The organism is Pseudovibrio sp. Ad5, assembly GCF_001623095.1.
In the GTDB taxonomy this organism is placed as follows: Bacteria; Pseudomonadota; Alphaproteobacteria; order Rhizobiales; family Stappiaceae; genus Pseudovibrio.
This window is the reverse complement of sequence record NZ_LMCH01000065.1, coordinates 257444-282521: the sequence shown is the minus strand read 5'-3', so window position 1 is coordinate 282521 and position 25078 is coordinate 257444. Positions and strand designations below refer to the sequence as shown.

General features: G+C 53.8%; 26 protein-coding genes. 12 read left to right on the top strand and 14 right to left on the bottom strand.

Annotated features, from left to right (window positions below; all coding sequences use genetic code 11):
* Positions 1–37: 37 nt before the first annotated feature.
* Positions 38–973 carry a metallophosphoesterase family protein gene (locus PsAD5_RS24460; RefSeq protein WP_084406041.1) on the bottom strand — a complete coding sequence of 312 codons (936 nt, stop codon included), beginning with the start codon at positions 971–973 and terminating at the stop codon, positions 38–40.
* 526 nt (positions 974–1499) lie between these two features.
* Here PsAD5_RS24460 and PsAD5_RS24455 point away from each other — a divergent pair.
* The gene (locus tag PsAD5_RS24455; RefSeq protein WP_063294107.1) at positions 1500–1904 is read left to right on the top strand and encodes an NUDIX domain-containing protein; all 405 of its coding nucleotides are present in this window, start codon (positions 1500–1502) and stop codon (positions 1902–1904) included.
* Positions 1905–2227: 323 nt separating this feature from the next.
* Positions 2228–2803, top strand: a complete 576-nt coding sequence (locus PsAD5_RS24450) for a GNAT family N-acetyltransferase (protein ID WP_063294004.1) — start codon at positions 2228–2230, stop codon at positions 2801–2803.
* Positions 2804–2862: 59 nt separating this feature from the next.
* Here PsAD5_RS24450 and PsAD5_RS24445 read toward each other — a convergent pair whose 3' ends face one another.
* From PsAD5_RS24445 to PsAD5_RS24430, 4 genes are read right to left on the bottom strand one after another with little or no spacing between them, the layout of a single operon-like run.
* Complete coding sequence (locus PsAD5_RS24445; RefSeq protein WP_063294003.1) at positions 2863–4947, bottom strand: hypothetical protein; 2085 nt, start codon at positions 4945–4947, stop codon at positions 2863–2865.
* A 37-nt stretch (positions 4948–4984) separates the two neighbouring features.
* Entirely contained in the window at positions 4985–7795 is a 2811-nt protein-coding gene (locus PsAD5_RS24440) for a DUF4159 domain-containing protein (RefSeq protein ID WP_208988803.1), read from the bottom strand.
* Positions 7792–8718, bottom strand: a complete 927-nt coding sequence (locus PsAD5_RS24435; protein ID WP_063294002.1) for a DUF58 domain-containing protein — start codon at positions 8716–8718, stop codon at positions 7792–7794. Before PsAD5_RS24435 ends, PsAD5_RS24440 begins: the two co-directional genes overlap by 4 nt.
* A 22-nt stretch (positions 8719–8740) precedes the next feature.
* Positions 8741–9754 carry an AAA family ATPase gene (locus tag PsAD5_RS24430; protein WP_057463622.1) on the bottom strand — a complete coding sequence of 338 codons (1014 nt, stop codon included), beginning with the start codon at positions 9752–9754 and terminating at the stop codon, positions 8741–8743.
* 454 nt (positions 9755–10208) lie between these two features.
* On the opposite strand from PsAD5_RS24430, the gene PsAD5_RS24425 reads away from it, so the two are divergent.
* The 6 genes from PsAD5_RS24425 to PsAD5_RS24400 all read left to right on the top strand — a co-directional run bounded on the left by PsAD5_RS24425 (position 10209) and on the right by PsAD5_RS24400 (position 14632).
* Positions 10209–10829, top strand: a complete 621-nt coding sequence (locus PsAD5_RS24425) for a DUF1285 domain-containing protein (protein ID WP_063290057.1) — start codon at positions 10209–10211, stop codon at positions 10827–10829.
* 27 nt (positions 10830–10856) lie between these two features.
* Positions 10857–11477 carry a CoA pyrophosphatase gene (locus PsAD5_RS24420; RefSeq protein ID WP_082596903.1) on the top strand — a complete coding sequence of 207 codons (621 nt, stop codon included), beginning with the start codon at positions 10857–10859 and terminating at the stop codon, positions 11475–11477.
* On the top strand, positions 11477–11749 hold the full coding sequence (locus PsAD5_RS24415) for a DUF6111 family protein (RefSeq protein WP_208860182.1): 273 nt from the start codon (positions 11477–11479) through the stop codon (positions 11747–11749). Before PsAD5_RS24420 ends, PsAD5_RS24415 begins: the two co-directional genes overlap by 1 nt.
* Positions 11746–12966: a CCA tRNA nucleotidyltransferase gene (locus PsAD5_RS24410; protein ID WP_063294001.1), complete on the top strand. Its 1221-nt coding sequence runs from the start codon at positions 11746–11748 to the stop codon at positions 12964–12966. The genes PsAD5_RS24415 and PsAD5_RS24410 overlap by 4 nt, the downstream gene beginning before the upstream one ends.
* A 2-nt stretch (positions 12967–12968) precedes the next feature.
* Positions 12969–13406: a DUF1284 domain-containing protein gene (locus PsAD5_RS24405; RefSeq protein WP_063294000.1), complete on the top strand. Its 438-nt coding sequence runs from the start codon at positions 12969–12971 to the stop codon at positions 13404–13406.
* Positions 13407–13579: 173 nt separating this feature from the next.
* Positions 13580–14632, top strand: a complete 1053-nt coding sequence (locus PsAD5_RS24400; RefSeq protein WP_063293999.1) for a TIM44-like domain-containing protein — start codon at positions 13580–13582, stop codon at positions 14630–14632.
* 178 nt (positions 14633–14810) lie between these two features.
* Here PsAD5_RS24400 and PsAD5_RS24395 read toward each other — a convergent pair whose 3' ends face one another.
* Positions 14811–15242, bottom strand: a complete 432-nt coding sequence (locus PsAD5_RS24395; protein WP_057463616.1) for an organic hydroperoxide resistance protein — start codon at positions 15240–15242, stop codon at positions 14811–14813.
* Positions 15243–15423: 181 nt separating this feature from the next.
* Between PsAD5_RS24395 and PsAD5_RS24390 the strand changes: the two genes are divergently transcribed.
* Positions 15424–15894, top strand: a complete 471-nt coding sequence (locus tag PsAD5_RS24390) for a MarR family winged helix-turn-helix transcriptional regulator (protein ID WP_208988801.1) — start codon at positions 15424–15426, stop codon at positions 15892–15894.
* 3 nt (positions 15895–15897) lie between these two features.
* Here PsAD5_RS24390 and PsAD5_RS24385 read toward each other — a convergent pair whose 3' ends face one another.
* From PsAD5_RS24385 to PsAD5_RS24375, 3 genes are all read right to left on the bottom strand, one after another.
* Entirely contained in the window at positions 15898–16371 is a 474-nt protein-coding gene (locus tag PsAD5_RS24385) for a PAS domain-containing protein (RefSeq protein ID WP_063293997.1), read from the bottom strand.
* Positions 16372–16451: 80 nt separating this feature from the next.
* Entirely contained in the window at positions 16452–17435 is a 984-nt protein-coding gene (locus PsAD5_RS24380) for an EamA family transporter (protein ID WP_063293996.1), read from the bottom strand.
* A gap of 2 nt (positions 17436–17437) precedes the next feature.
* Positions 17438–18562 carry an AAA family ATPase gene (locus PsAD5_RS24375; RefSeq protein ID WP_063293995.1) on the bottom strand — a complete coding sequence of 375 codons (1125 nt, stop codon included), beginning with the start codon at positions 18560–18562 and terminating at the stop codon, positions 17438–17440.
* 242 nt (positions 18563–18804) lie between these two features.
* Here PsAD5_RS24375 and fumC point away from each other — a divergent pair, with 242 nt between their 5' ends.
* The gene (fumC, locus tag PsAD5_RS24370; protein WP_063293994.1) at positions 18805–20211 is read left to right on the top strand and encodes a class II fumarate hydratase; all 1407 of its coding nucleotides are present in this window, start codon (positions 18805–18807) and stop codon (positions 20209–20211) included.
* On the opposite strand, the gene PsAD5_RS24365 is transcribed toward fumC, so the two are convergent.
* Positions 20198–20770 (bottom strand): TetR/AcrR family transcriptional regulator, encoded by a 573-nt coding sequence (locus PsAD5_RS24365; RefSeq protein ID WP_063294105.1) that lies wholly within the window; start codon positions 20768–20770, stop codon positions 20198–20200. The two genes, fumC and PsAD5_RS24365, sit on opposite strands and share 14 nt — an antisense overlap.
* An 86-nt stretch (positions 20771–20856) precedes the next feature.
* Here PsAD5_RS24365 and PsAD5_RS24360 point away from each other — a divergent pair, with 86 nt between their 5' ends.
* Together PsAD5_RS24360 and PsAD5_RS24355 are read left to right on the top strand one after the other, a co-directional pair.
* Positions 20857–21264: a hypothetical protein gene (locus tag PsAD5_RS24360; RefSeq protein ID WP_063293993.1), complete on the top strand. Its 408-nt coding sequence runs from the start codon at positions 20857–20859 to the stop codon at positions 21262–21264.
* A gap of 215 nt (positions 21265–21479) precedes the next feature.
* The gene (locus PsAD5_RS24355) at positions 21480–22070 is read left to right on the top strand and encodes a DUF2087 domain-containing protein (RefSeq protein ID WP_208988799.1); all 591 of its coding nucleotides are present in this window, start codon (positions 21480–21482) and stop codon (positions 22068–22070) included.
* A 73-nt stretch (positions 22071–22143) separates the two neighbouring features.
* Here the strand turns inward: PsAD5_RS24355 and hemF are convergent, their stop codons facing one another.
* The 4 genes from hemF to PsAD5_RS24335 form a co-directional block, all read right to left on the bottom strand.
* Positions 22144–23055, bottom strand: a complete 912-nt coding sequence (gene hemF, locus PsAD5_RS24350; protein ID WP_063290045.1) for an oxygen-dependent coproporphyrinogen oxidase — start codon at positions 23053–23055, stop codon at positions 22144–22146.
* An 89-nt stretch (positions 23056–23144) separates the two neighbouring features.
* Positions 23145–23720 carry a DUF1176 domain-containing protein gene (locus PsAD5_RS24345; protein WP_208986881.1) on the bottom strand — a complete coding sequence of 192 codons (576 nt, stop codon included), beginning with the start codon at positions 23718–23720 and terminating at the stop codon, positions 23145–23147.
* A gap of 241 nt (positions 23721–23961) precedes the next feature.
* Positions 23962–24540 (bottom strand): DUF1176 domain-containing protein, encoded by a 579-nt coding sequence (locus PsAD5_RS24340; RefSeq protein ID WP_063293992.1) that lies wholly within the window; start codon positions 24538–24540, stop codon positions 23962–23964.
* Between the two features lie 68 nt (positions 24541–24608).
* Complete coding sequence (locus PsAD5_RS24335; RefSeq protein ID WP_063290043.1) at positions 24609–25064, bottom strand: tRNA (cytidine(34)-2'-O)-methyltransferase; 456 nt, start codon at positions 25062–25064, stop codon at positions 24609–24611.
* Positions 25065–25078 lie beyond the last annotated feature (14 nt).

The following is a 25078-nucleotide window of genomic DNA, read 5'->3' as shown; positions in this document are numbered from 1 at the left end:
TAATCTGAAAACGAGCCCCACGTCTTAACTATAGGCTTTACGCTGCTTGCCTTAAGCTGGGTATGGACAGATCATGCTGTGCGATGTGATGCACGCCTTCTTCTGCCGTTGTAAAACCGCGTTCTTCCATAATGCATGACCAGCCGTCGCCATCTTTTTCAATGGTGAAGAGATTGTAGCGAGCAGGTGGCTTATGGCCACTCAGGCCATTTGATGCGGATGGAACGCAAATCACAGGCACTGGACCTTCCGGCCCGTTGATTTCCATACGGGTCGCCCGATGGGTGTGGCCATGCAGAACCAACTCCGCGCCATGTTCTGCAATGATGTTGCGGAAACGGCTGGAGCCTACCAGACGCTTGTACCAGGCTGTCGCGTTGCGCACAGGTGGATGATGCAGCATGACAACGCGGAAATCACCGCGCTCTTTTGCGCGGCGCAACTGGTCTGCCAGCTCGCGCAGCTGGTTGCTGCTGATGTGGCCTGTGGCCATGAAAGGGCCAGTTGCTTTGGCAGTGGAGAGGCCAATAATCGTGACGTGGCCTCGTCTGCGGGCAAATGGGAAGTGCGGATCAGTTCCCAGAGGCGGTGTCAGCCCCAAGCCCGGATCGCTTTGCATGTATGGACGCCAAGCGCCGTAGGCTTGCTTTAAAGCGCCTGGGACATAGGCATCGTGATTACCTGGTGTCAGGGATAAAGTCTCGGGAGAGCCCACGGTTGCGAGCCAGTCTTTGGCTCCAGCAACCTCTTTGGGCAGTGCAATGTTGACCAGGTCTCCGCAAAGCGCGATATGATCCGGCTGCTGCGCGTGAATATCGCGTATCAGTGCATCAAGATAAGAGTTGGTCATTGCATGGGCGCGGTTGCGCCGCCAATTTATGTAGCCAAGAATACGCTTCGAGACCAACTGAACTGGCTGAACGTCCGGCAATGGACCCAGATGTGGGTCAGATATGTGTACAAGCTTAAACATAGCCTGCGCATCATCGCTGCATTGCGCCTGAGGTCAAGGAGTTTTCCTTAATTCTGAGAATTACCCTCAAGCGCCTTTAACAGATCGGCAATGCTGACTTCCAATTTGCCTTAAAGGCAAGAAGACGGACGCAAAACAGCAGTGTCGTGGGTGTTTGCAGAATTGACTGCTGGTGCCCAATGGAAGCGTTTTGTGCGACGGAAACGAGCGAGAACTTTAGTAAGCATGACGTGTTACTCCTGCGATTTGGGAAACGCGGATTGGGTGTCTATTATAAGTAGGTGATGGGGCCGCCCTGATTAATTTTTGGGCGTATGCTTATTCTTTGATCTCTTTCTACGCCTATCCTGTGGGTTGTGTAGTGTTAGTTTTGCAAGGGTGGTATGCACTTTTTGCATAAATGATATTTCAGAATATAGTGCTGCTATATCAAACGGTTACATTGATTGTGAGGCCAGACGTGGCAAGCTTTAAGACACGAATTATCAATATTCTGGTGCAATCGGCGGCTCTTTTGAGTCGTGGAATGACGATGGGCGCGCGCGTTGCGGCATTTGATGCTGAAAACCGAGTCCTTCTCGTACGTCATCAATATCTGCCGGGCTGGTATTTTCCTGGTGGTGGTGTTGATTCCGGGGAGACGATGGCGGAGGCCGCTCGCAGGGAACTGGCAGAAGAAACGGGGTATGGATGCGGACCAGATGTGGCATTGCTTTCCATGCATCTTAACCGTGGTGGAACAGGCCGGGACCATGTCGGCCTCTTTAAGGTGAGCTTGACTGAGCAAGATCCAAACTGGAAAAGACCGGCTCTGGAAATCTCAGATCTACAGCTGTTTGCGTTGGATGCCCTACCTGATGATGTGAGCCCGGCGACGCTGCGTCGTCTGCAGGAAATTGCGGGCGAAGCTGAGCCAGATCCCTATTGGTAGTTGTTTTTCAAGGGCCTACGTGCCGGTGGCCTACAACTAACGAATACGCATCTGCACTTAGTTTTGTGCTTTACGACAGAAAATTTGCGTGTTAGTTAGTCAGGAGAAATTATATTTCGTGTGCTCTGGCATGCGATAGACCGAGAAACTGGGGTGTGAGCCTTATGGCTATTTGCTGGGAACAGCGACGACGAATGAACGCGCGGGACTTGCTCTCGCGTGGTGCATCGTGCCGTCCTTCTCTCAGTGTGCTCCCAACATCGGTCTAACTGCCCGAGCCACACGGATCGACGGTCTTCCTCCTTCGATTTGTGGTATGTGACATGATAGTTTCAAAATGGCTGGTGCGGCAGGAAACCCCAGCAGATTTCTCCGAAATTGAGCAGATGCAAGCAGAGGCGTTTGGCCCTGCACGGTTTGAACGGACTGCGTTCAAAATCCGTGAAGGCGTTCAACAAGCTTCTAGGTTATGTTTTGTTGGAGAACTCAACAGTCAGATTGCCGGGTCTGTGAAACTCACTCCCATCATGATTGGCAATAGCCAGAGCATGTTGCTGGGACCACTGACCGTAAAGGCCGCCAATAAAGGGCAGGGACTGGGTCGTCTTTTGTTGACGACTGTTGCAAATGAGGCCAAAGCGCAGGGCGTTCAGTCCATTTTGCTGGTTGGGGATCATCCTTACTATGGGCCGCACGGTTATGAGCAGGTGCCTCATGGCCAGATCACATTGCCGGGGCCTGTTGATCTGGATCGGTTGCTTGTTTTGAAACTGCAGGGCGGGCAAATGCCGACTGGTGCTGTGGTTGGTGGATACGTGAAGCCTGCGTTGGTAGCCACAAAGCAAAGTGAGAGCCAGCTGGTGGATGTGATGCAAGGCTCGTTGGCAATGGCGACTTGAAAGACTGAGCAGGAGAATTAATTCATCCTGCAGATCCCTTTTCCATCTAAGATGTTTTTCTATCGTCCTTCGCGATACCAGGTGAAGGACAGCAGCCCTAACAGCAAGGCAAGGCCGAGGAAGCCGATGAGAAGCGGATAGCGGTCTATGCCATTCAAGATGCTGGCGTCTGTTCGTTTGATGCCGATCCAACCGTTTCCATGATATTGAGCGGATGAACGCTGTGCGATGACGTTGGGCGGGGACAAGGATGTGCCGTCGTCACCGCCGATCCGCAAAGCTGTACCACCTGTCTGTTCTGTGATGCCAGAGAGTTTGTCTGCCGTTGAAACCACTTCCAGAAACTCTCTCGGATTTGGCGGGCCGACATTAATCAGTGCTGTATGTGCGCCATCGGTTGCTGAATAAAGGCCGAGTTCTTCCACTTTGACGGAGGCGGTCCAATGTCCTGATGTGTCTTTTATCAACTCCAGCTGCTCAGTTTTGCCGGAGGGCGTTGTAAGCGTGACCGGATCAACCAGATTTGCAAGGGTTTGTCGCTCTGTCAGCAGATTGGAACCGCGTAAAGACAAGCGCAGGGCTTCCTCTTCCAGATCAGGTTCCTTCATGAGCCAATGGGCCAGCCTGCGTAGAAGCGGGACGTGTGGGCCGCCACCCTCATAGCCTCTTGCCCAGAGCCAGACATGATCAGACAGCAGGGCGGCAACGCGGCCTTTGCCGACGCGGCTGAGAACCAGCAGCGGCTTATCGCCCAGCGCAGTCATGATGGGTTGGCCTTCTTGCACATTTGCACCGACGAGGCGGAACCATTTGCTCCATTGGGGCGGGCTTTCACCTGCACCGGGCAGATCGCGAGTTACTGGATGGCGCAGGCCGAGTTCTGAGACGTTGGCAAAGAAGGGTTCTTCAAAGACTTCACCAGTTGGTGCGGCTGGAAGCACGCGGCCCAGCGGGGTTCGGAAGATGCTGTTGGCTTCTGCATAGTCAGGACCACCTGCAATGAGGACTGCGCCGCCGTCACTGACGTATCGGGCGATGTTGTCGAAGTAGAGCAAGGGGAGGACGCCGCGGCGTTCGTAGCGGTCGAAGATGATGAGGTCGAACTCGTCGATCTTGACGGAGAACAACTCACGGGTTGGGAAGGCTATCAGAGACAGCTGGTTGATTGGCGTTCCGTCCTGTTTTTCCGGTGGCCTCAGAATGGTGAAGTGGACGAGATCGACTGAGGCATCTGATTTGAGCAGGTTGCGCCATGTGCGCTCGCCCGCATGGGGAGAGCCGGACACCAGCAGGACGCGGAGATTTTCGCGAACGCCATCAATGGTGACGAGGGCGCGGTTGTTCAGTGGTGTCAGCTCGCCATTGAGTGCTTCCACCTCAAACTCATAGATGTTCTGGCCGCCATGTTCGATCTCAACTGCGATTTCTGTCGGATAGCCTGAAGAGATAAACTGCTTGGACAGGATATCGCCGTTGCGGCGGACTATGATTTCAGCGCGATTGCCGAAGGGCTGCGGAGTGCCTTCCTCGATCAATTCCAGCTGGACGACCTGTGTTGAGCCAACCAGGCCAAAGCGCGGGGCTTTGGCGACTTTCAAACGACGATCAAACTCGCCTTCACGGCCTGTGATGAGCGCATGGACCGGAGCTGAGAAGCCGAGCTTTTCTGCAGTGGCTGGTACATCATGTATCTGACCATCGGTGATCACGATGGCTCCGGCTATTCTCTCTGGCGGGACATCAGCCAGTTCATTGGAGATTGCAGTGAAGGCACGGGTGCCATCGCCGCTTTCCATGGAAGTATCATTGAGAGAGACCTGCCGCAGATCAATGCCGTCAAGGGCTTTTAGTTGATTGACGATACCCTCTCGCGCTGCCTCAGTCAGCTCTGCACGATTTTCCAGTTGCTGGCTTTGGCTGTTGTCTGAGACGACAACGACGGTACTTGGCAGGTACTCCCGATCCTCTCGTAAGACCGCCGGATTGAGCAGGGCCAGAACCAGCAGAGCCAAGGCGGCGGAACGGATCAGGGCGCCGCGCATACCGACGAAGAGGAGGTAGGCACAGACCAGAGCTATGATCACTCCAAGCGCGATTATTGCCGGAAGGGGCAAAAGCGGGTCGATGGAAAGAGACCATGTCATGTGTGTAGCTGTGCTCCGCGTCTTGTTTGCTGGCTTATTATTGGCCGATACGTTCCAGTAGAGCAGGGATGTGGACCTGATCTGCCTTGTAGTTGCCTGTCATGGTGTACATGAGGATGTTGATGCCCACCCGCGCCGCCATCTCGCGCTGGTTGCCATCAGCAGGAATGGTTGGGTAAAGGTAGTTTCCTTGCGTATCAATGGCCCATGCTGCAGCGAAATCGTTGCCGCTGATCATGATGGGGGACACGCCATCGCCTGCGCGGACCGGGCGGCTGCCATCTGAGGTGGTCGCGCTGGCTTGTACCCACATGGGGCTTTGATTGTAGCGGCCGGGGAAATTATCCAGAATGTAGAAGGTTTTGGTCAGCACGTGGTCTTGCGGAACAGGTTCCAGACTAGGAATGTCCAATCCGCGCAAGAGTTGCTGAAGCTTCAGTTTGTTTGGAGAGTTTGAGCCTGTTCCAAACGCATCTCTGGTGTCGAACAGGATTGTGCCGCCGTTGCGCATGTAGGCACTGATCCGCGACATGGCCTCAGGGCTTGGCATCTGCATGCCTGCATCTATGGGCCAGTAGATGATTGGGAAAAATGCCAGTTCATGGCTTTGCAGATCCAGACCCACCGGAGCTTCAGGCTCCAATGCTGTTCTGTCGGTTAGTAATCTGGTGAGGCCGAACAGTCCGGCTCGGCTGATTTCGTCCACCTCTGGCACGCCTGTCATTACATAGGCGAGGCGGGTGTCTAATGAAGCATCGAGGGCGAACTGTTCTGCGTTGTCTTGTGCCTGCGTTTTATCAGCACCTGTCAGGCTCAGGCTGGAGGCGATGAGCAAGAGAATAGCAGCGTGTGTGAATTGGCTTCGACGTAGTTTACCAGAGAGCCAGAGCAAGGCGAGCGTATCCAGCAAAGCTAGCAGGATTGCGATAGAAAAGAACCAGCCACGAAGGTCCAGCGGTTTTTCTGAGGGGTAGTCGAGTATCTTTGCCATGGACAGTGGTTTGAGGTCTAACGGGATCAGATTGTCCTCATCTTCCATGAGGTTAAGTGCGCGTGCTGTATCGTCGGTGCCGTAGAGACCTGGGGGGGTATCGCGGCCTGGATGAGTGGTTGCAAAATCGCGCTCCAGAATAGGTTTGTGACTGGCAGAAGGCGGTGTGAGTTTGCCATAGCCATCCAGCATTTTGAGCAGAGGCAGGGCGGAGGCTGATGTTGTGCCGTCAGCTTCATCATCCGGATTGAAGACCGCCGTTGAGGAGATGCTTGTGATGGCTCGCAACATATCCACAAACCCACCGGAAAGAGGCAGGTTGGACCACTTGGTATCAGGGGTGACATGGAACAGGACAATGGTTCCGTTGCCATGTTTCTTGGCCGTGACGAGAGGTGTACCGTCTTCCAGTGAGGCCCATGTTCTGTCAGGCAGGTCTGCGGTTGGTTCTGCAAGCACCTGACGGTTTACGGTGACGTCCTTAGGAAGAGCGATAGAACGGAACGGGCTGTTTTCTGAAAAAGACTTGAGTGCCTGTGGCTCCTTCCAGGAGAGAGAGCCACCCAATTTACGGTCGCCCAAACGGAGAGCAACAGGGATGAGCGAATCTTGCTTTTCCGGGAGTTGCGGGCCAGCGAAGCGTATCAGTGTGCCGCCTTTGGAGACCCAGCTGGCGATGTCAGCCTCTGTGGTCTTGGGCAGTGTGCCGACTTCAGCGAGGACGAGGACTGAGATACCTTTGTCAAAGTAGTCGGAGATGGCTGTGGTGATGTCTGTGCTTTTTGCTGGCGGAAGGTCTGCAAAAGGGGCAAGTGCACGTTCCAGATAGTAAAGTGGCGAGAGCAGAGGCTGAGAGCGGTCGGCGAAACCGCCTGCGAACAGGCCGACTTTTCGGCGGCGCCATTGTTCATCCACGAGCACCGTGCTGCCAGCGCTGGACTTACCAAGAATTGCGAGTTTGGTGATGTCGTTGCGCAGCTCTGACGGAAGCTCCAATGAAATTTCGGCGGCGCTTTTGCCTGCTTTCATCTCGATGGTTTGTTCTGCAATAGCGCGTTGCTTGCGATCGAAAGCGCGGACCGTCAATGTTTCTGCCAGTGGTGCTGGGTGGCGGAGGACTGTGGTCGTCATGGCGCCAGTGGTGTTTTGCAACTGTTTAAGTGCGTAGACCGGGGTGTCGGAGCGGTAGATAAGGAAAGAGCTTTCGCGCACGTCTGACGCTCTGGCAATGCTGGCTAATCCCCGTGCAAAGCTTGTGGTGGATGGTTCCTCAAGCGGTGATGAAAACCAAAGGATTGCACCGGGCGCGTTTTGCTCTGCTTGCTTTTGCAGGGTAGGAATGAGTTCTGACCGGGCGGCTTGCCAGCCTTGAGGTGTCAGTGCGCGAAGCTGGTCGGCAACCTCCTGCGCACTGGACAAACGCAAGGGCTGGGCAGGGCCATCTGCTGTTGTCACCAGCATGACGGTTCTGTTGTTCTGCGCTGCACCGTCTACCATGAGTTCCGCCATACGGATTTGGCGGTCCCAATCTGCTGAGGCATCCCATCCATTGTCGACGATGATCCAGAGTGGGCCTGTTTTGGGCTCTGCAATATCCAGAGGTTTCCAGACGGGGCCAGCCATAGCGATGATCAGGACCGCAGCCAGCATAAGGCGCAGCAGGATCAGCCACCACGGGGTGTGTTGTGGGGTTTCCTCTTTGTTGCGAAGAGACAGCAGGAGGCGCAGAGGTGGGAACTTAACGTGGGCAGGTTGAGGTGGTGTGGTGCGGAGCAGCCACCACAGAACGGGAAGAGCTGCGAGTGCGGTGAGTACCCACGGTGCTGCAAACCCAATTGGGAGAAGAGAACCGATCATCGCAGGTCTCCTCTCATTTTGTGCTGTGGGGCGTCAGCCAGACGGGAATGGAGCAGCATCAAGGGCTCGACCGCTGGGCGGTCTGTGTGGTGCAGGGTATAGCTCCAGCCGAATTTGCGGGCGAGAGAGCTGATCTGATCCTTATGCGCGGCCAGACGAAGCAAGTACTCCTGTTGCCAGGTTTGTGCGCGGCCTGCTTTGAGCTGCTCTCCGTTTTCCGGGTCTTCGAATTGGGTTGGGCCTGTGAAGGGGAATGTCTCTTCAATCGGGTCTAGAAGCTGGATGAGGTGGCCTTTAGCGCCTGTGCCGGCGATGTTGGCCATCCACGCTTCCAGCTTTTCCGGTGGGTCGAGCAGGTCTGAGAAGAGTACAATCTCAGAAAAACGGCGGATTCCTTCAGGGTTGGGTAGCGTTGCCTCAGGGTTCTCGTGCACCAGAGTTTCTGCGATGGTCTGCATTGAATTTCTACTGGCCAGTGGCCTTGTCAGGCCAGTCAGACCGACACGTTCGCCAGCTTCATTCAGGGCATACGTCAGAGCCAGCATGAGCAGCAAAGCGCGGTCGCGTTTGGAGGCGGTGGCTTGTCTGCTTTGGAAGCGCATGGAAGCGGAGAGGTCTGCCCAGACCCAAATGGTTTGGGCTGCTTCCCACTCGCGCTCACGCACATACAAATTGTCGTCGCGGGCGGAGCGGCGCCAGTCAACTTGCTGGGCGGCTTCTCCAGAAAGGAAAGGGCGGAACTGCCAGAAGGTTTCGCCGGGGCCTGCTCGGCGGCGACCATGCCAGCCAGAGGTGACATTAGCTGCAATGCGTCTTGCCTCAACCAGCAGCTCTGGCAAGGTATCAGCAATGGACTGCGCTTCGCCCGTTAAGCCGAAGATGTTTTCCTGTCTGTCTTGAGGAGCGGTCCTCGAAGATAACATATGCGATCCTGTCGGCTTGTTGTTAGGCGATGCGTTCTTTTATGTCTTTGAGCAGTTGCGGAATGGTTTTTCCGTCGGCTCGTGCGGCAAAGGTGAGAGCCATGCGGTGTTGCAGCACAGGTTCGGCCAGAGACATGACATCGTCAACGCTTGGAGACAGGCGTCCATCTGCCAAAGCACGGGCACGCACGGTCAGCATAAGTGCCTGACTGGCGCGCGGTCCTGGGCCCCAGGCGATGTATTGGGCGAGATCGTCAAAGCCATCTGCTTCGCCGGGGCGGGCTGCTCTGACCAGTTTCAGGATTGCGTCCATGACGGTTTCGCCCACGGGAATGTGGCGTACCAGTTGTTGCATCTCCCGCAGCTCTTCAAGTTGCAGGACCTGTTTGGATTTGGCTTCTGTCGCCCCTGTGGTTTCCAGCAGAATACGGCGCTCTGCATCTATGTCCGGATAATGGACATCAATCTGCATGAGGAAACGGTCGAGCTGTGCTTCCGGAAGTGGGTAAGTGCCTTCCTGTTCAAGCGGGTTCTGAGTGGCCAGTACGTGGAAGGGGGCAGGCAGGTCGTGGTGATGGCCTGCGATTGTGACGTGGTATTCCTGCATGGATTGCAGGAGAGCGGACTGGGTTCGCGGGCTGGCGCGGTTGATCTCGTCTGCCATCAACAACTGGGCGAAGACCGGGCCGGGAATGAAGCGGAAGGAGCGTTTGCCATCCGGGGCTTCCTCCATCACTTCAGAACCCAAAATGTCCGAGGGCATCAGGTCTGGTGTGAACTGGATACGGCTGGAATCGAGGCCGAGCACTGTGCCCAGAGTTTCCACCAGTTTGGTTTTTGCAAGACCGGGAACACCAACAAGCAGACCGTGGCCGCCGGAGAGAATTGTCACCAGTGTGCGTTCAACGACGCTTTCCTGACCAAATATGGAACGGGCGATTTCCTCTTTTGCCTGTCGGATTTTCTCACAAGCCGCCTCTGTGCGTGCGACTATATCCTCTGGTTTGGGGGGCATGCCTGTCATATTGGTGTTCATCGCTGCTCTCTTTTCGTCGCGCGTTGCAACCCTGCCTAGCTCACCTTTGCATCATACTCGGTTTTAAAAAAGGCGATCCCTAGCAAATTTATAGGCCTGTACTTTTCAGCAATAGGCTGACTATGCAGGCAGAAGTGCAATGCAAGGCGCGAAAGCCAGTTTCAAAATGTTTTGATATGATCGGGGTCAGAGCATCCCTGGGTTATAGTTTGGTTGGCTCTACCCTAACGGCATTTCTGTGAACAGATAGTGAGTCTGAGGACTGAGATTCTGTTTGCCCCTGAGAATTGAGAGCATTGCGCACGTAATAGAGACCACCAATGACGTCTCTATTTTGCTGCGTCGATGCTTATCGCAAAGGTATAACTTGGCGCGGGCTTTGAGGGAGGGTAGCGTTAGAGCTTGCGTGACACCATATTACCCCAATAGTGGTGTGTTCCGATGTATTGGTAGAATGACCGTGGTGAGCGAATTAACAGAAAAGAGCATTCCGGAAATCAAGGAGATGCCGAAAGGTCTTCAGGCTTTGATTTCGCGTGCGGGAAAGTCCAAAAGCCTGCCTCCCATCCATCTTTGGAACCCGGAGTTCTGCGGTGATCTGGATATGCAGATCAAGCGGGACGGATCCTGGTATTACATGGGCACGCCTATTCAGCGTGAGGCTCTGGTGCACCTGTTCGCGACTGTTTTAAAACAGGAAGACGACGGGAAGTATTATCTTGTCACGCCTGTTGAGAAGATTGGCCTGAGCGTTGAAGATGCACCGTTTGTGGCCGTGGAGATGGACATTCACCAGCAGGACGGAGAGCAGGTGATCACCATCCGGACCAATTGCGGTGACGTGGTTGAAGCTGGGCCTGACAATCCTATCCGTTTTGTACAGCAGGAAGAAGATGGCGGGCTGAAGCCTTACATCCTTGTGCGTGATCGGTTGGAAGCATTGTTTGCGCGGACACTGGTTCATGAGCTCGCGCCGCATTTGCAAGAGCGTGAAGGCGAGGGTGGACGGGTTGTTGGCATTGAAAGCCATGGCGCATTCTTTGTGGTGGATACGGTCCAGAACCTTGGATTTTAGGAAGAGACATTAGGACGGCGTATTATCTTGTCTGAGTTTACAGCAGAGAATTTCAGATCTCGGGTGATGGACCGGTTGGCCGGTCAAGCCCATGAGCCTGCAGGAGATCACATCCTCAATCCGGATATTCCTGATTATGGTGAGGATCTGGAGCAGGTACGGGATGCTGCTGTTCTGATCGGTATTGTTGACCGGGGGACAGAGGCGTCCATTCTTTTAACCCAGCGTACCGCGCACCTGCGTTCTCATGCAGGGCAGATTGCGTTTCCTGGTGGCAAAATTGATGAGGATGATGACGGGCCTGTGGGTGCAGCCTTGCGAGAGGCGCATGAAGAAGTTGGCCTGGACTCTGACTTAGTAGAGATTTTAGGTGATCTTGGCGATTACTACACGGGCTCCGGGTATCGGGTCGTGCCGGTTCTTGCGACGGTCAAACCTCCGTTGATCCTCTCTCCCAATCCGGCAGAGGTGGATGAAGTATTTGAAGTGCCTTTGTCTTTTCTGATGAACCCTGAGAACCACCAGAAAAAAAGCGGAGAATTCAGAGGCAAAACGCGCTACTATTATGCCATGCCGTTTGAGCAGCGTTACATATGGGGTGTCACCGCTGGCATCCTGCGCGTGCTTTACAATAGGGTTTATGCCTGATGATACGAATGCTCCTGACACATGGGTTGTTGTTCTTTGTTCCTTTTATCGCCTACGCAGTGTGGGTGATGGTGGTACGTAAGGCAAAGAAAGACAAGCGATTTCGCGATGGCCCGATGTTGTGGTTGAGCATCAGCGGAATAGCTCTTGTCATCGCCAGCCTGATGCTGCTTGCAGAAACAAGCCGCGCGCCTCTAGGCTCACAATACAGACCAGCGCAAGTGGTGGATGGTGAGTTCGTTCCAGGTGGATACGAGACTCCTCAAAAATGACCAGATTACAACAGAGCGGCTGGCTGGACAGTGCTGCTGTTCAGCGGGCTTTTGACGTTCTGGAACAAGACGGTGATGTTGCGCGTGCAGTTGGTGGAACTGTGCGCAATTCTCTACTTGGTGAAGTGGTGGATGATGTTGATATTGCCTGTACTGCCTTGCCGGATGTGGTGCTTGCCAGAGCGGAAGCTGCTGGTGTCAAAGCCATCCCAACTGGTGTTGACCATGGAACGGTGACGCTGGTTATTGATCGCCAGCCAATTGAAGTGACCTGTCTGCGTGAGGATATTGAAACGCACGGACGCCACGCGACGGTTAAGTTTGGGCGTGACTGGACGAAAGACGCACAGCGCCGCGATTTCACAATGAATGCGCTTTACGTGGACCGTCATGGTGAACTGTTTGATCCGCTAGGCGGTCTGGATGACTGCCTCAATCGGCATCTGCGGTTCATTGGAGATGCGCGTGCGCGTATTCGTGAAGATTATCTGCGCATCCTACGGTTCTTCCGGTTCTTCGCGACTTACGGGCAAGGGGAGATCAACGCGGATGGGTATGCTGCCTGTATTGAGCTGAAAGATGGCCTTTCTCACCTTTCCAAGGAGCGTATCACCAAGGAAGTTCTGAGAACGTTGTCTGCACCGCGTGCTCTCGATTCATTGCTTCTGATGGAGCAGGGCGGAATCTTGCAGCTCATTTTAGGTGGAGAGGCTGCGAGCTCTCGCTTGGCGCGTCTTTTAGACCTTGATGATTTGCCTGAGGCAGCTCTCCAGCCAGTGTTACGGCTTGGTGGTGTTGCGGGGTCGAAGGTTGCTGAGCGCCTGCGCCTTTCTAATGCGCAGAAGAAACAGATTGAGGTTGCTGCTGATATTGCTGAGGCTTTGCGTTTACACGGGCAGAGCAAGCAGCAGTTGAAAGCGTTGTTGGTTGCTCACGGTACAGATGCTATTGTTGATGGTGTTTTGACTGCCTGGATGAGCGACATCGTGCAAAGTGAGGCGGAGCTGAAAGAGCTGTTGGCCTTTGCGCAGAACTGGGTGATACCGAATTTTCCGCTGACTGGTAAGATGATGCTTGCTGGCGGTATTCCTGCCGGACCTGATATGGGTAAGGCGATGCGGCTGGCACAGCAGATCTGGGCTGATGCGGATTATCAGCAATCTGCTGAGAGTTTGCTGGAGCAGGTGAAAGTGCTGCTGGCTGATGAGGTGAAGTGATCATGAGTGTCAAGCTGCGTGGTCATCACTTGCTATGCGTGCTTACATTTATTGGGCATGGCTATTCTCCTGCGTTTTCCAAGAACTATGAGGCTGTGGTGAAGCGCCTGAATGCGGGAGAGGCTGCCCTACTGGTTGAGGGGCCGGATGAGATTTGTGCGGTTCTGATCAGTGAAGAAGAGCAGCCGCATTGCTTTAATTGCAGTGTGGTGGAGCGTGATAAAGTGGCTGTGACGTTGATCTCTCGTCTGCTTGGGACTGAGCTGCGTGTTGGCGATGAGCTTGCGCTGAGTTCGCATTTGGTCACCAAAATGCGGAAGGCATATGCTGAGGGTGTTTTTAAGACAGCCTGCCAAAACTGCGAGTGGGTGCAGTTTTGTGATGAAATCTCTTCATCTGGCTTTGAAAAAGTCCATCTTCGCAATCCAATGAAGCTCTGAAGTCGTTTGCCTTTATTTTGAGGGACTTAAGCTGCTTCTGAAATTTTCATTGGTGCGTATTCTTGTCCGAAAACCAGCTTCCACTTTTCGGGAATGCACTTTGGTCTTCAAATTTTAACAGAATGCCCCCATATGGAGGGCAACATGAGTTTAAGGGCAGGTTTAGGGGTTACATGCTTGCATTGAATAAGTTTCCAAAGTTTCTCACACTCTTGGTGTTTTCGATCGGTCTGATTTTTGTGACGGCTGACTTTGCAGAGGCAAAGCGTGGGTTCAGTTTCGGTAGCCGCGGTTCACGCAGTTACTCAGCTCCAAAAGCGACCAAGACCGCACCAAAGACGGCTCCGGTTCAGCGGACCATGACACCTAACAACGGCACTAACACAGGTGCGCAGCAGCAGAATGCCGCGGCAGCCTCCAAGGCAGCTACAGGCCAGCGCCGTGGTTTGTTTGGCGGTGGTTTCCTCGGGTCTATGCTCGGTGGTCTGGCACTTGGTGGATTGCTGGGCATGCTGTTCGGTTCCGGGTTCGGCGGTATGGCCGGGTTCTTCGGCCTAATCATGCAAGTGTTGCTGATCGGCGGTGGTATCATGTTGCTGATGCGGTTTTTGCGGGGACGCCAACAGCCACAGGCCGCTGGTGCTGCCCATGGATACCAGCAGGAGCCACAGCAGAACCAGTCGTTCAGCTTTAATGATGCGGGTGCGCAGGATGCGCCGCGTCGTTCAGGATCTTCTGGCATTCCGAACACCGGTTTTGGTGGTGGTCAGGCGCCTCAGTTTGAGGAAAAGCCTGTCTTTTCTACCGAAGCGGATGATGAAATCGGCCTGACTGCGGATGACTTTGATGCCTTTGAAGCGCTGCTGACAACCGTCTGGACTGCTTACGGCTCTGAAGATTACGGTAAGATCCGCGAAATCGCGACGCCTGAAATCATGGGCTACTTTGCTGAGGAACTGGGTAAGGCTGCGTCCAACGGTCTTGTCAATGAAGTGCGCGGCATCAAGCTGCTTCAGGGTGATCTGAGTGAAGCCTGGCGTGAAGGTGACAAGGACTATGCGTCTGTCGCAATGCGTTATGAGGCTATTGATGTGATGCGTGAGCGGGCCAACAACAAAGTGGTTGAAGGCAATCCGGATGTACCGGAAGAGCGGACAGAGATCTGGTCGTTTGTTCGTGATGCCGGTGAGAGCTGGAAGCTCTCAGCTATTCAACAAGCTGATTAATCAGAGCAGATAATAGAAATTGGAAAGGGGCCTCATGGGCCCCTTTCTCTTTAATGGTTCGATGGGTCTTGTGCTGCTAAAGCAATTCGCGTTTAGCTGAAACGCTTGATCTGCTTTAGCTTTTGCTTTTGCGTATCTATCTCCGAAAACCGATAGGCACTTTTTTTGGAGATACGCTTTAGGTTGCGACAGAAAGCTTTACATCGATGTTGTTGCGGGTTGCGTTGGAATATGGGCAGACCTCATGCGCTGCAGCGACGAGTTCTTCTGCCTTGGCTTTGTCCATGCCCGGTACGGTAACAGCCAGAGCAATTTCCAGACCGAAACCACCTTCGGAGCGTGGGCCAATGCCAACGGTTGATTCTACATTTACGTCAGCAGGCAGAGCGATGTCAGACTGCTGAGACGCTACAAACTTCATAGCTCCGATGAAACAAGCGGCGTATCCAGCAGCGAAGAGCTGTTCTGGATTGTTGCCTTCACCACCTGCGCCACCCAGTTCTTTTGGAGTTGCAAGTGTCAGTTCCAGAGCACCGTCCTTTGTTTTTGCAGTGCCGTCCCGGCCACCGGTAGCAACTGCGCTTGTTTCATAAAGAACGTTAACTGGCATTTGGTATTCCTCGTTGTTGTTATGTATCGTGCACGATTAAATCCTATGCGATATAGTTAAGAAGAAATGTGGGGTGCTGTCAATCAAAACGTGAATTAATCGTGTGCGATTTAGTTTGACGGCTTTTATATTGATGGGTAGAACGAGGAAAGAGGATGTTACTCAGGACTGGAATACGGTGATGGCCGAGAAGAAATCTGAAGAATTTCAAGGCTTTGGTTTAGATCAGCATTTGTGCTTTGCCATCTATAAGGCCAACCACGCCTTCAATCGGTTTTATAAACCGGTGATGAAGAAGCTTGGGGTCACGTATCCGCAGTACATCACTTTGCTTGCTCTATTGGAAAAAGACCATCAGCGCGTCTCCGAGTTGGGGGAGCGCTTGTTCCTTGAGTCGAACACTCTGACACCGTTGCTTAAGCGCCTTGAAGAAATGGGCTTTCTTGCTCGTGTGCGCTCCAAAGAAGATGAGCGGCAGGTTATTGTTAGCCTGACGAAAGAAGGGCGAGATTTGAGCGATGGCGTGATTGACGTACAGCACTGCGCCTTTTCGAATCTGGATGTGCCGGTAGAAACCATTGGCCAGCTGGTTGAGCAGCTTAATGACATTCAGGAGATGTTGACGGAAGCCAAAGAGAAGGTTTCCAGCTAAAGATCAGCTGTCGGGCAGCATCGCTTTTTCAAAGGGATCGCGGCCATGCTGATCATATACGCAGCACAGGTCCTGCACTTCCTCCTTTAACAAGACAAACTGAGAAAAGCCGACGAGCTCTCCGTCAATATGTATTGGGGAGACGGTGACGAGTATGGTGGTGGTTCCGTATGGATTGGCCACATAACGCACCGGGTCTTTGCGGCCATCTTTGAACAGCTGCAGCATGGCATCAAACCGCGGGTTGGTGATGGCGCGGCGGTGGTTTTCTTTTACGTTGTGCCCGATGTGGCGGGGCTGACGATCCAGATTTTCTGAAGCCCATTTGTTGTAGTAGAGCAGCTTGCCGTCTTTATCGATGATGGTGACACCGATGCCTGCTTCCTCCAGCAAGCGGTCAGCCCAGCCCGATAGCCTCCACGCTTCCAGAATGCGTTGTTCAGTGACTTCCGGCAGTTCGCTCTTGTTGTCAGTCATGTCTGCTTACTCGCTGTTCGCCCAAACCTTAGCGAAGGCGAGTAAGCAATTGCTTTCAGAAATACTCGGGTTTTCTAAAGCTATGAGAATGCGGCGGCTGTTTTGAACTTGCGCTGGCGTGCCCAGAGAATGCCCAGTGAACCCGCCGTCATGATGACGCCTGCCAGAATGGCGATTGGATCTAGGAGTGTCTGAGGCAGATAGCCAGCTTTGTCGGCGATGAGCTCAAACAGCAATGAGGTGAACGGCAGGGCGGCGATTGTGGCAACGTAGTTCTGACTGCCAACCAGATTAATCGCCTGCATGGACAGGAACATGGACACACCGCGCAGGGTTATGCCGACACAAATGGCCGCGAGCCACATGGTTGGGCTCCAGACCTGTGTCAGGTCGATGAGTGGCAGGTTGCTGGTCCAGTCCGTTGCTTGCTGTGTTGCTGCAGGACCATCGGTGATGAGAGAGAGGGCGGCCAGGGCGATGAGCATGATCAGTGCGCTGGCCACCAGCATGACACCGCTGAGCGAGGCGCGTTCTTTCAGATCATCTCCCTGATTTTGCGGGTGGAACTCAGCGATAATAACGGAGGCAACCACTGCGAATTCTGAGAAGATCATCAGATAGACGGCGGGGTTGGAGTAGGTGCCCTCCAGTGAGGAGATCAACAAAACAACGCCAAGAATAATGATCAGATGGCCGGGCAGTTCCAGAGCGGTGGGGAGCCGGAAAAACAAGAGAGCAAAGGCGAGCGCTGAAAACGGAACGGACACAAGGCCGAAAAAGCCTGCGTTTGCCGCACTTATGTACAGCAGAGAGGCTGTGAAACAGGCAGCAGAGAGGACGCGGGCAACCCCATAGGCCCAGGTGTAAGGGCTCTTGAGCGCATCCATTGTTGCGCCCACCTTTCGGCTGACGGCGATGAGGAACAGGCCGCCAAACATCAGCTGAATGATAGTGAAGATCCATGGATCAAGATTGTAAGTAAGCAGCAAGCCTTTGCTTATGACAATCAGAAACGCCCAGCTTACCATGGTGGCAAGGCAGACAATCAAGCCCTTGGGGGTCAAACTTAGTACTCCTCTCCGACGAATTCGCCGGTGATTTTCAGGCCATCAATTCCGGTCTGGCCGTTTTCTTTATAAATGCGCCTTGGGTATGCCCCTGCATGATTGGCAATATGATCAGCAAGTTGCTCAGAATGTGTGACGAGCCAGATCTGGCTGCGCTCTGAGGCTTTGGCAATGACTTTGGCGAGTGGTTCCAGCAAGTCAGGGTGCAGGCTGGCTTCGGGTTCGTTGAGGGCAATGAAGGAGGGCAGGCGGTAGGACAACATAGCGCCAAGCAGGGCGAGATATTGCAATGTGCCGTCCGATAGTTCCTGAGAGGGGAACGGGCGGCGGATTTCCGGTGTCTGTAATGCGAAGCGGCAATCCTGCCCATTGGCTTCGATGATCAGCTTGCTGTTGGGGAAGGCATCATCGACCGCTTCCTGGAGATAGAAGGTGTCCTTGCGGATTTCCTTGAGGGTGGCGAAAACCGCTGCGAGATCGTTGCCGTCTGATGAGAGCGTTGGGGTGGTGACATTGGGGCTTGGGCGACGTAACAGGCTGTCCCGATCACTGCGGAAGGTGTGGTAGAAACGCCAGTCTGCAATTGCGCGGCGGACCAGATCTAACTCCGGAAACTGGCTGCCATCTCGAATGCTGGCAAGGGCCGTCTCGGAAGGCAGAAGCTCGTTGTCGTAGGTTACTTTGCTGCCGTTGCTGGCGCGCAGAAAGGCACTTGGGCCTTTGCGGTTCATCAGCACGACAGACTTGGAGCCTGTCAGAAGGTTTAGTTCTTCTTCTCTCACCATGGTCTCATAGGGCAGGGCGGGATCAGAGATCGGGTTGGGCAGGCCCAGCTGGATGCGGTAGGAAAGATCCCCCAGATCGGCACGCAGGATGATGCGCTTCTTTTCGTGGGTTTTCAGCTCTCCTGCCCACATGACGCTGTCTACACCGCCTTCCTCTGAAACGGCGCGGGTGATACGGCCCAGTGCGGCTTGCTGCAGAAGTTCAAGCGACTTGTAGAGGTTGGTTTTACCGACGCCATTGTTGCCGACAAACACGTTGACGGCACCAACTCGCATGAACAGCTTATGTACGGATCGGTAATTCTCAATACCGATCGCCGAGAGAGGGGGCATAGACATCTGGTGAAACTTTTTTGATATATCTTCGGTAGGTATGATTGAGAATAAGCAGGTTGGCTCACGAATGTAAATTGAACCGCGGCGTTCATGCACCGGAAATTCACGTTTTGTTCGCCTGTGGTTGATGAAGCCCTGTGCTTCATGGCAGGGTTGTCTAAACTGTTTTATGGTTTCGTTGTCGTGTGTTCTCGCCTGAAGGGGATCGTTCCTTTTTCGGGACTGCGCTTGAGAGGAAAGTGTCAATGTCTGATCAAAATTCTGATGGTATGCGGCAGGAATCCGATAGTTTTGGTGTGCTGGATGTTCCCATTGGCAAATATTGGGGCGCGCAAACCGCACGGTCTCTGATCAACTTTCCCATTGGCCGGGAGCATCTGCCGCCTGCGCTGATCCATGCGTTAGGTGCGGTGAAGCTGGCTGCTGCCAGGGTGAATATGGAAGAGGGGCGTTTGTCAGAAGATCTGGGCAAGGCCATTTGTCAGGCAGCGACCGAGGTGATTTCCGGCAAGCTGGACGCGCATTTCCCGCTGGTGATCTGGCAGACGGGGTCTGGCACGCAGTCCAACATGAACACCAACGAGGTGATTGCCAACCGTGCCATTGAGTTGCTTGGCGGTCAAATCGGCACCAAGTCTCCTGTGCACCCCAACGATCACGTGAATATGGGGCAGTCCTCCAACGACACCTTCCCGACGGCCATGCACATCGCGGCAGCTTGTGAGATCAACAAGGTACTGCTGCCGGCCCTGACACATCTGCACGACACCATGGAAGCCAAGGTGGCGGCCTTTGCGGATATTGTGAAAATTGGCCGGACGCACACGCAGGATGCGACGCCTTTGACATTGGGGCAGGAGTTTTCTGGTTATGTGGCGCAGCTGGAGTATTCCAAGGAGCGTATTGAGCAGAGCCTTGTGGGGCTTTATCGCCTTGCGCAAGGTGGTACAGCTGTTGGAACCGGGCTTAATTCAACGCCGGAGTTCGCCAGTGCGTTTGCTACTCACGTGAGTGAGGTGACAGGCCTGCCATTTGTGACGGCGGTCAATAAATTTGAGGCATTGGCCACGCATGATGCAGCTGTGTTTGCACATGGTGCGCTGAACACGCTGGCTTGTTCGCTGATGAAGATTGCCAATGACATTCGCTTCCTTGCCTCCGGTCCGCGTTCCGGTCTTGGTGAGATCAGCCTGCCAGCCAACGAGCCGGGCTCTTCCATTATGCCGGGTAAAGTGAACCCGACCCAGTGTGAAGCGGTGACCATGGTCTGCGCTCAGGTGATGGGCAATCAGACAGCTGTGAGTGTGGGCGGATCGACAGGGCACTTTGAGCTGAATGTGTTCAAACCTGTGATTGCCAACAGCCTGCTGCAATCCATTGAGCTTCTGGCAGATTGTATGGTGAGCTTTGCGGACCGCTGTGTTGTTGGCATTGAGCCAAACATGGAGCGGATTGAAGAGCTGCTGGAGCGGTCCTTGATGTTGGTGACAGCGCTTGCGCCCACCATTGGCTATGATAAAGCAACCGAAATTGCCAAGTCAGCGCATAAGAACGGCACAACGTTGAAGGAGGAGGCTCTTCGTCTTGGCTATGTGTCTTCGGAGGAGTTTGACCGTGTTGTCCGGCCAGAAAAGATGGTCAGACCTGGGTAGGGTGGTTGCCGCCTATCATGATGTCCAACACGTGTTTCAGGCAGGCTCTTGCGTCTGCCTCCTCTAACTGTTGAGCCCCAATGAGCGTTGCGTAAAGGATCTGGCTGTTGGTCTTTGCATGCTTCTTGGTCTGCGGGATTTGTGAGAACAGGTTTTCGACGTATTCCAGACGCCGCTGATCTATCTTACTCATATAGGCGCCGGCGAGATCATCAAACTGTGCCCAGTTGCGGATCGCGGCAGAAACACCGTTTGCGCCATACTCCAATGAGACTTCCTGTGCTGCGATCTCAATCAGATCAAAGAGACGCTGTTTGGGGTCGGGGCTGCCTGCATCCACTTGCGCGATGATTTGTTGTGTGGCCAGTTGCTCCCAATGGTCCAGCATTGCTTTTTTCAAAGCAGCCACATCCTTGAAATGCCAATAGAATGAGCCCTTGCTCACCTTCAGTGTTCTGGCAAGCGCTTCTGCCTTCAGGCTTTGGGGCCCTTTGGTTGCCAAGGACCGAAAGCCACCTTTGATCCAGTCCACTGCTGCGAGTTTGGTTTTCTCTGTCATTTTGCTACCATACGCTACCGTATTGACAGGGTCCAGCATTAAGCTAACATACGCTGCCGTATGGAATTAAAGATGAGGGAATTCCAATGAATAAGTGGCTTTTGGCTTCTGGTATCCTGTCGTTGCTATTGATGCTGGTACATGTGTTTCTGGGTGGGCCAGAGATCCTCGATCCTGTACTGGGCAGTGATCTTCATCCTGTGGTGATCGCGGTGCTGTCGGTGGTCTGGCATGGAATCACTGTGGTGATGCTGGTGAACGGCGTGTTGTTGTTGGCAGCTGCCTTTAGAGAGGAACTGGCCGCTGGTGTTGCCTGGGTGGTGATTGGGCAATATAGCGGGTTCACGCTACTGTTCATCTACTACGGCATCACCCAGTTGGGTAACCTGATGGATATGCCACAGTGGATTTCCTTCGCGATTATAGCCGGCTGTGTGGCGATGGGATTGCGGAAGGCCGGGCGTGCAAATGCATTGCGGAGTTCTGTAGCCTGAGTGGTTGATATGGGTGACGCCCAAAACTGCTGCGTGTTGACATTTCGCGGTTGGCGCTTTTATTGTCATCATCGGTCGGCAGTTCCCAAGGCGTCGCTGCCCCGTAAGGGGAGCTAAACCTGCCATTCACTTCGACAGCAATCGACATTCTTGTCCGATGCCGCTTCGCAAGCCAGCGACCACGAAAATGTAATGCGGCTCGAGAGGATTTTTCAATGTCGAGAGTCCCAGTCCCTCTTCGTTCGCCTGATATCTCCAAGTTTGCGCGTAGTGTTGCCCGCCAGATGAAATCTCGCGGTGATACTCCCTCGCATGTGGAGTTGATGAACATGCTCGCCAAAGCGGCGGGTTTCCAGAACTTCCAGCATCTAAGAGCTTCGCATTCTGCTGGTCGTCGCCTCGATACAGAGCCGGTTGTCGAGACGGTAGACCATCGGCTTGTTGAGCGCGCCCTCAATCAGTTTGATGATTTGGGGCGATTGGTGAGCTGGCCGTCACGGCGGCAGGTGCAGGTGCTTTGTCTTTGGCAGCTGTGGTCCCTTATTCCGGCTGGTGCATCGCTTCGGGAGAAAGAGATCAACATGCTGCTCAAGGAAGGACACTGTTTTGCTGACCCTGCTTTATTAAGGCGTGAGCTGTTTAGTCTCGGGCTTTTGCATCGTAATCGGGATTGTTCTGATTACAGACGGCAGGAGCAGCAACTACCGCTGGAAGCGCGTGATCTGATCAAGCGTTTGAAGGGGAGAGGTTTGGAACGTGAGACTGGCAGTTCTGCCATGTCGTTCATTGTCAGGCCGAGCGCTTAAGCTGGTTTTCACTTCCAAAGAGACAGGAAGCTCCCCAATACGTGGGTTGGGGAGCTTCTTTCGTTTTTCTGGCTTATGGCCACTTTACCACGGGTGGCATGGAGGACAGGATGGAGGAGACGTTTCCGCCTGTCTTGAGGCCGAAGATTGTGCCGCGGTCGTAAAGGAGGTTGAACTCCACGTAACGGCCACGACGGACCAGCTGTTCTTCACGTTGTTCGAGCGTCCATGGGGTCAGGAAGTTTTTGCGGATCAGCTTTGGATAGATGTCGAGGAAGGCGTTGCCGACGGATTTGGTGAGGGCAAGGTCTGCATTCCAGTCGCCGGTGTTGTGGCGGTCGTAGAAAATGCCACCGATGCCGCGTGCTTCGTTGCGGTGAGGCAGGTAGAAGTACTCGTCACACCACTTCTTGAAGTGCTCGTAATCTGCGCCCGGATGGTCTGCACAGGCTGCTTTCATGGCCTCATGAAATTCGACAGTGTCCGGATCTTCCTGCGTGCGGCGTGCGCTGAGCACAGGTGTCAGGTCTGCTCCGCCACCAAACCACTGCTTGGTGGTGACGACCATGCGGGTGTTCATATGCACTGCTGGTACATTTGGATTGTGCATATGGGCGATCAGGGAGATGCCGGAAGCCCAGAAACGCGGGTCTTCGCTGGCTCCGGGGATCTGGTCGCGGAACTCTGGCGAGAACTCACCGTGTACGCTGGAGACGTGTACGCCAACCTTCTCGAACACACGTCCATGCATCAGGGACATGACACCGCCGCCGCCGTGGCCGCCGCTGTGGTCTGTACGTTCCCATGGGGTCCGCTCGAAACGTCCCGCTGGCTGGTCAGAGAGAGGGCCGTCCAGTTCCCCGACTTCTACTTCCAGCTGCTCAAAGGCATTGCAAATGTTGTCACGCAGCTGGCTGAACCACGCGGATGCCTCTTGTTTTTTGTCTTCCAGATCTGCTGGAAGCGTGTTTTGTGTCTCGCTCATAGTCCCTCCTTGAGCGCAAAGCGTTCTTTGCTGTTCTATGTAAGGGAGCGCAACTGAGAAGTACAGGTGAGGCGGAACGGTGCACGGAGCTATTTGGATCTGTCGAGGATGACCGGATACTTTTCAGGCTGGACGTAGTTGCCGTCACATTCGGGCTTGGCACGGAACTCCATCAGTTGGGGGTAGCCATCGGATGTGAACTTGTGGACCTCGTAGGTGCCACAATCTCCAAGACCGCGGCCTTCCGTGAAGCTGGTCAGATCTCCGGTCTTGATGTCCCAGACACCGTTGAAGACCACGTCAGGGTTGTCGTTGCCTTCATGTTTTGGGCGTTCAAAGGTCAGCAGCTTGGCGTTGTTGGGCTGGCGGGAATCTATACGGATGTAGAGGTGGGCCATGTTGTAAAGGTTGTTGGCGCACATGAACTCCAGCACCTTCACGTCCTTGCTGAACTGCAGTGTATTGTTGCCGGACAGGTCGTAGGCGTCTTTCCAATCACAGGGATAGGCTGCATCCAGCATGTTTATGTAGCGGTTCAGGATTGATGGATCGTGCTGTGTGACGGGTTTGACAGGTTCGGCGTGTAACGAGCTTGCCAGTAGAGTTTCGAAGAGAACGGTTGCTGCAAAGCAGGCTGTGAATGTTCGGGGCAAGGTTTGGAACACGGCGATCTTCCTCTTTGGACAACCCTAAAGCAGTTCGCATTTAAGTTGAAACATATGAACTGCTTTAGCCTTTGTTTTTGCGTATCTTTATCCGAAAACCGATTTCCACTTTTCGGAGATACGCTTTAGTCTTCTGGCTGTGTCTTTGAAGATGCCTTGCCTGCCTTACTCTTGCGCTAAAACTCTTGGTTTCATCGTGCTTACCAAGAAGCCTCGGGCTTTAATGGACTTGCGGTCGCTTTTATCTTGGCGGGTAGATCAGCGGATAATTCGTTGGCTCTCGGAATTTGCCGTCACACTGCCGCTTGGCGCGATACTCCACGAGTTCCAGATATCCTTTGGGTGTGAAGCGGTGGATTTCAAAAGAGCCGCAATCAGAGAGGCCGCGATCCACTGTGAAGCTGGTGAGAGCGCTGCGATTGTGGTCCCAAAAGCTGTTGAACAGAATGTACCGGCTGGTGACTGGCTGGTCCTCAGGACGATCGAGGGAGACGAGTTTTGCAGGCTGTTTTGAGTTTTTGGTGCGACGGATATAGAGGTTCGCCAGATTGTGCATGCCAACGGTGCAGGAGAACTCGAGCACCTCGATGCCGTTGCCGAGGTCGTAGAGGTTATACCCGCTTCGTGTGTGTGCATCATGCCAATCACAAGGGTATATCTCGTCCAGCAGGTGGAGATATCGATTCAGGACGGCTTCGTCATGCAGGTTGGCATGGAGGACGGGTTCGACCGGTGCTCCTGCGAAAGTGGGCTGTGGAACTGACAGCAAAAGTGCAAAGCAAAACAGATGAGCGAATTTTCTCGAAAGACTCTCAAACATCGCAATAAAAACCTAAATCGCGCAAAGCAACGCATTCAATAACGCAACTAGTTTAGGTTGTGTTTTATTCAAAAACAATCTGTTTGACGAAGAGCTTCACCCAGGACCATGCCAGTGGAAACGGCCATGTTGAGAGAGCGCATGCCGTTCTTCATAGGAATCAGCAGTCTTGCATCAGCAACTTGATGGATATCTTCCGGCACGCCCGAGCTTTCGCGGCCCATCAGGATCAGATCCTCTTTCTTGAACGCGAACTGCGTATAAGGGCGTGATCCTTTGGTGGTCATGAGGATAAGTCGGCGTTTTTCGGCTAACTGCCATTCACGAAAACTCTCCCAATCCATATGGCGTTGGAGTTTGGCGCGTTCGATGTAATCCATACCCGCCCGTTTAAGTGCATGATCAGACAGGGGGAAGCCTGCCGGTTCGATCAGGTGTACCGTCACATCCATGCAAGCGGCCAGCCGTAATAGGGTCCCGGTGTTCTGCGGAATGTCTGGCTGGTAAAGGGCAATATCTGGCATGTTGTCGGGTGCTC

What these genes read in the sequence shown, in the direction of transcription:
- PsAD5_RS24400 (WP_063293999.1), top strand. Translation starts at nt 13,580, where the DNA reads ATGCTTGCATTGAATAAGTTTCCAAAGTTTCTCACACTCTTGGTGTTT.
- PsAD5_RS24450 (WP_063294004.1), top strand. Translation starts at nt 2,228, where the DNA reads ATGATAGTTTCAAAATGGCTGGTGCGGCAGGAAACCCCAGCAGATTTC.
- PsAD5_RS24410 (WP_063294001.1), top strand. Translation starts at nt 11,746, where the DNA reads ATGACCAGATTACAACAGAGCGGCTGGCTGGACAGTGCTGCTGTTCAG.
- PsAD5_RS24340 (WP_063293992.1), bottom strand. Translation starts at nt 24,540, where the DNA reads ATGTTTGAGAGTCTTTCGAGAAAATTCGCTCATCTGTTTTGCTTTGCA.
- PsAD5_RS24435 (WP_063294002.1), bottom strand. Translation starts at nt 8,718, where the DNA reads ATGTTATCTTCGAGGACCGCTCCTCAAGACAGACAGGAAAACATCTTC.
- PsAD5_RS24385 (WP_063293997.1), bottom strand. Translation starts at nt 16,371, where the DNA reads ATGACTGACAACAAGAGCGAACTGCCGGAAGTCACTGAACAACGCATT.
- PsAD5_RS24455 (WP_063294107.1), top strand. Translation starts at nt 1,500, where the DNA reads ATGACGATGGGCGCGCGCGTTGCGGCATTTGATGCTGAAAACCGAGTC.
- PsAD5_RS24360 (WP_063293993.1), top strand. Translation starts at nt 20,857, where the DNA reads ATGAATAAGTGGCTTTTGGCTTCTGGTATCCTGTCGTTGCTATTGATG.
- hemF (WP_063290045.1), bottom strand. Translation starts at nt 23,055, where the DNA reads ATGAGCGAGACACAAAACACGCTTCCAGCAGATCTGGAAGACAAAAAA.
- PsAD5_RS24355 (WP_208988799.1), top strand. Translation starts at nt 21,480, where the DNA reads ATGTCGAGAGTCCCAGTCCCTCTTCGTTCGCCTGATATCTCCAAGTTT.
- PsAD5_RS24430 (WP_057463622.1), bottom strand. Translation starts at nt 9,754, where the DNA reads ATGAACACCAATATGACAGGCATGCCCCCCAAACCAGAGGATATAGTC.
- PsAD5_RS24460 (WP_084406041.1), bottom strand. Translation starts at nt 973, where the DNA reads ATGTTTAAGCTTGTACACATATCTGACCCACATCTGGGTCCATTGCCG.
- PsAD5_RS24335 (WP_063290043.1), bottom strand. Translation starts at nt 25,064, where the DNA reads ATGCCAGATATTGCCCTTTACCAGCCAGACATTCCGCAGAACACCGGG.
- PsAD5_RS24445 (WP_063294003.1), bottom strand. Translation starts at nt 4,947, where the DNA reads ATGACATGGTCTCTTTCCATCGACCCGCTTTTGCCCCTTCCGGCAATA.
- PsAD5_RS24390 (WP_208988801.1), top strand. Translation starts at nt 15,424, where the DNA reads ATGGCCGAGAAGAAATCTGAAGAATTTCAAGGCTTTGGTTTAGATCAG.
- PsAD5_RS24395 (WP_057463616.1), bottom strand. Translation starts at nt 15,242, where the DNA reads ATGCCAGTTAACGTTCTTTATGAAACAAGCGCAGTTGCTACCGGTGGC.
- PsAD5_RS24365 (WP_063294105.1), bottom strand. Translation starts at nt 20,770, where the DNA reads ATGACAGAGAAAACCAAACTCGCAGCAGTGGACTGGATCAAAGGTGGC.
- PsAD5_RS24440 (WP_208988803.1), bottom strand. Translation starts at nt 7,795, where the DNA reads ATGATCGGTTCTCTTCTCCCAATTGGGTTTGCAGCACCGTGGGTACTC.
- PsAD5_RS24405 (WP_063294000.1), top strand. Translation starts at nt 12,969, where the DNA reads ATGAGTGTCAAGCTGCGTGGTCATCACTTGCTATGCGTGCTTACATTT.
- PsAD5_RS24375 (WP_063293995.1), bottom strand. Translation starts at nt 18,562, where the DNA reads ATGTCTATGCCCCCTCTCTCGGCGATCGGTATTGAGAATTACCGATCC.
- PsAD5_RS24425 (WP_063290057.1), top strand. Translation starts at nt 10,209, where the DNA reads ATGACCGTGGTGAGCGAATTAACAGAAAAGAGCATTCCGGAAATCAAG.
- fumC (WP_063293994.1), top strand. Translation starts at nt 18,805, where the DNA reads ATGTCTGATCAAAATTCTGATGGTATGCGGCAGGAATCCGATAGTTTT.
- PsAD5_RS24415 (WP_208860182.1), top strand. Translation starts at nt 11,477, where the DNA reads ATGATACGAATGCTCCTGACACATGGGTTGTTGTTCTTTGTTCCTTTT.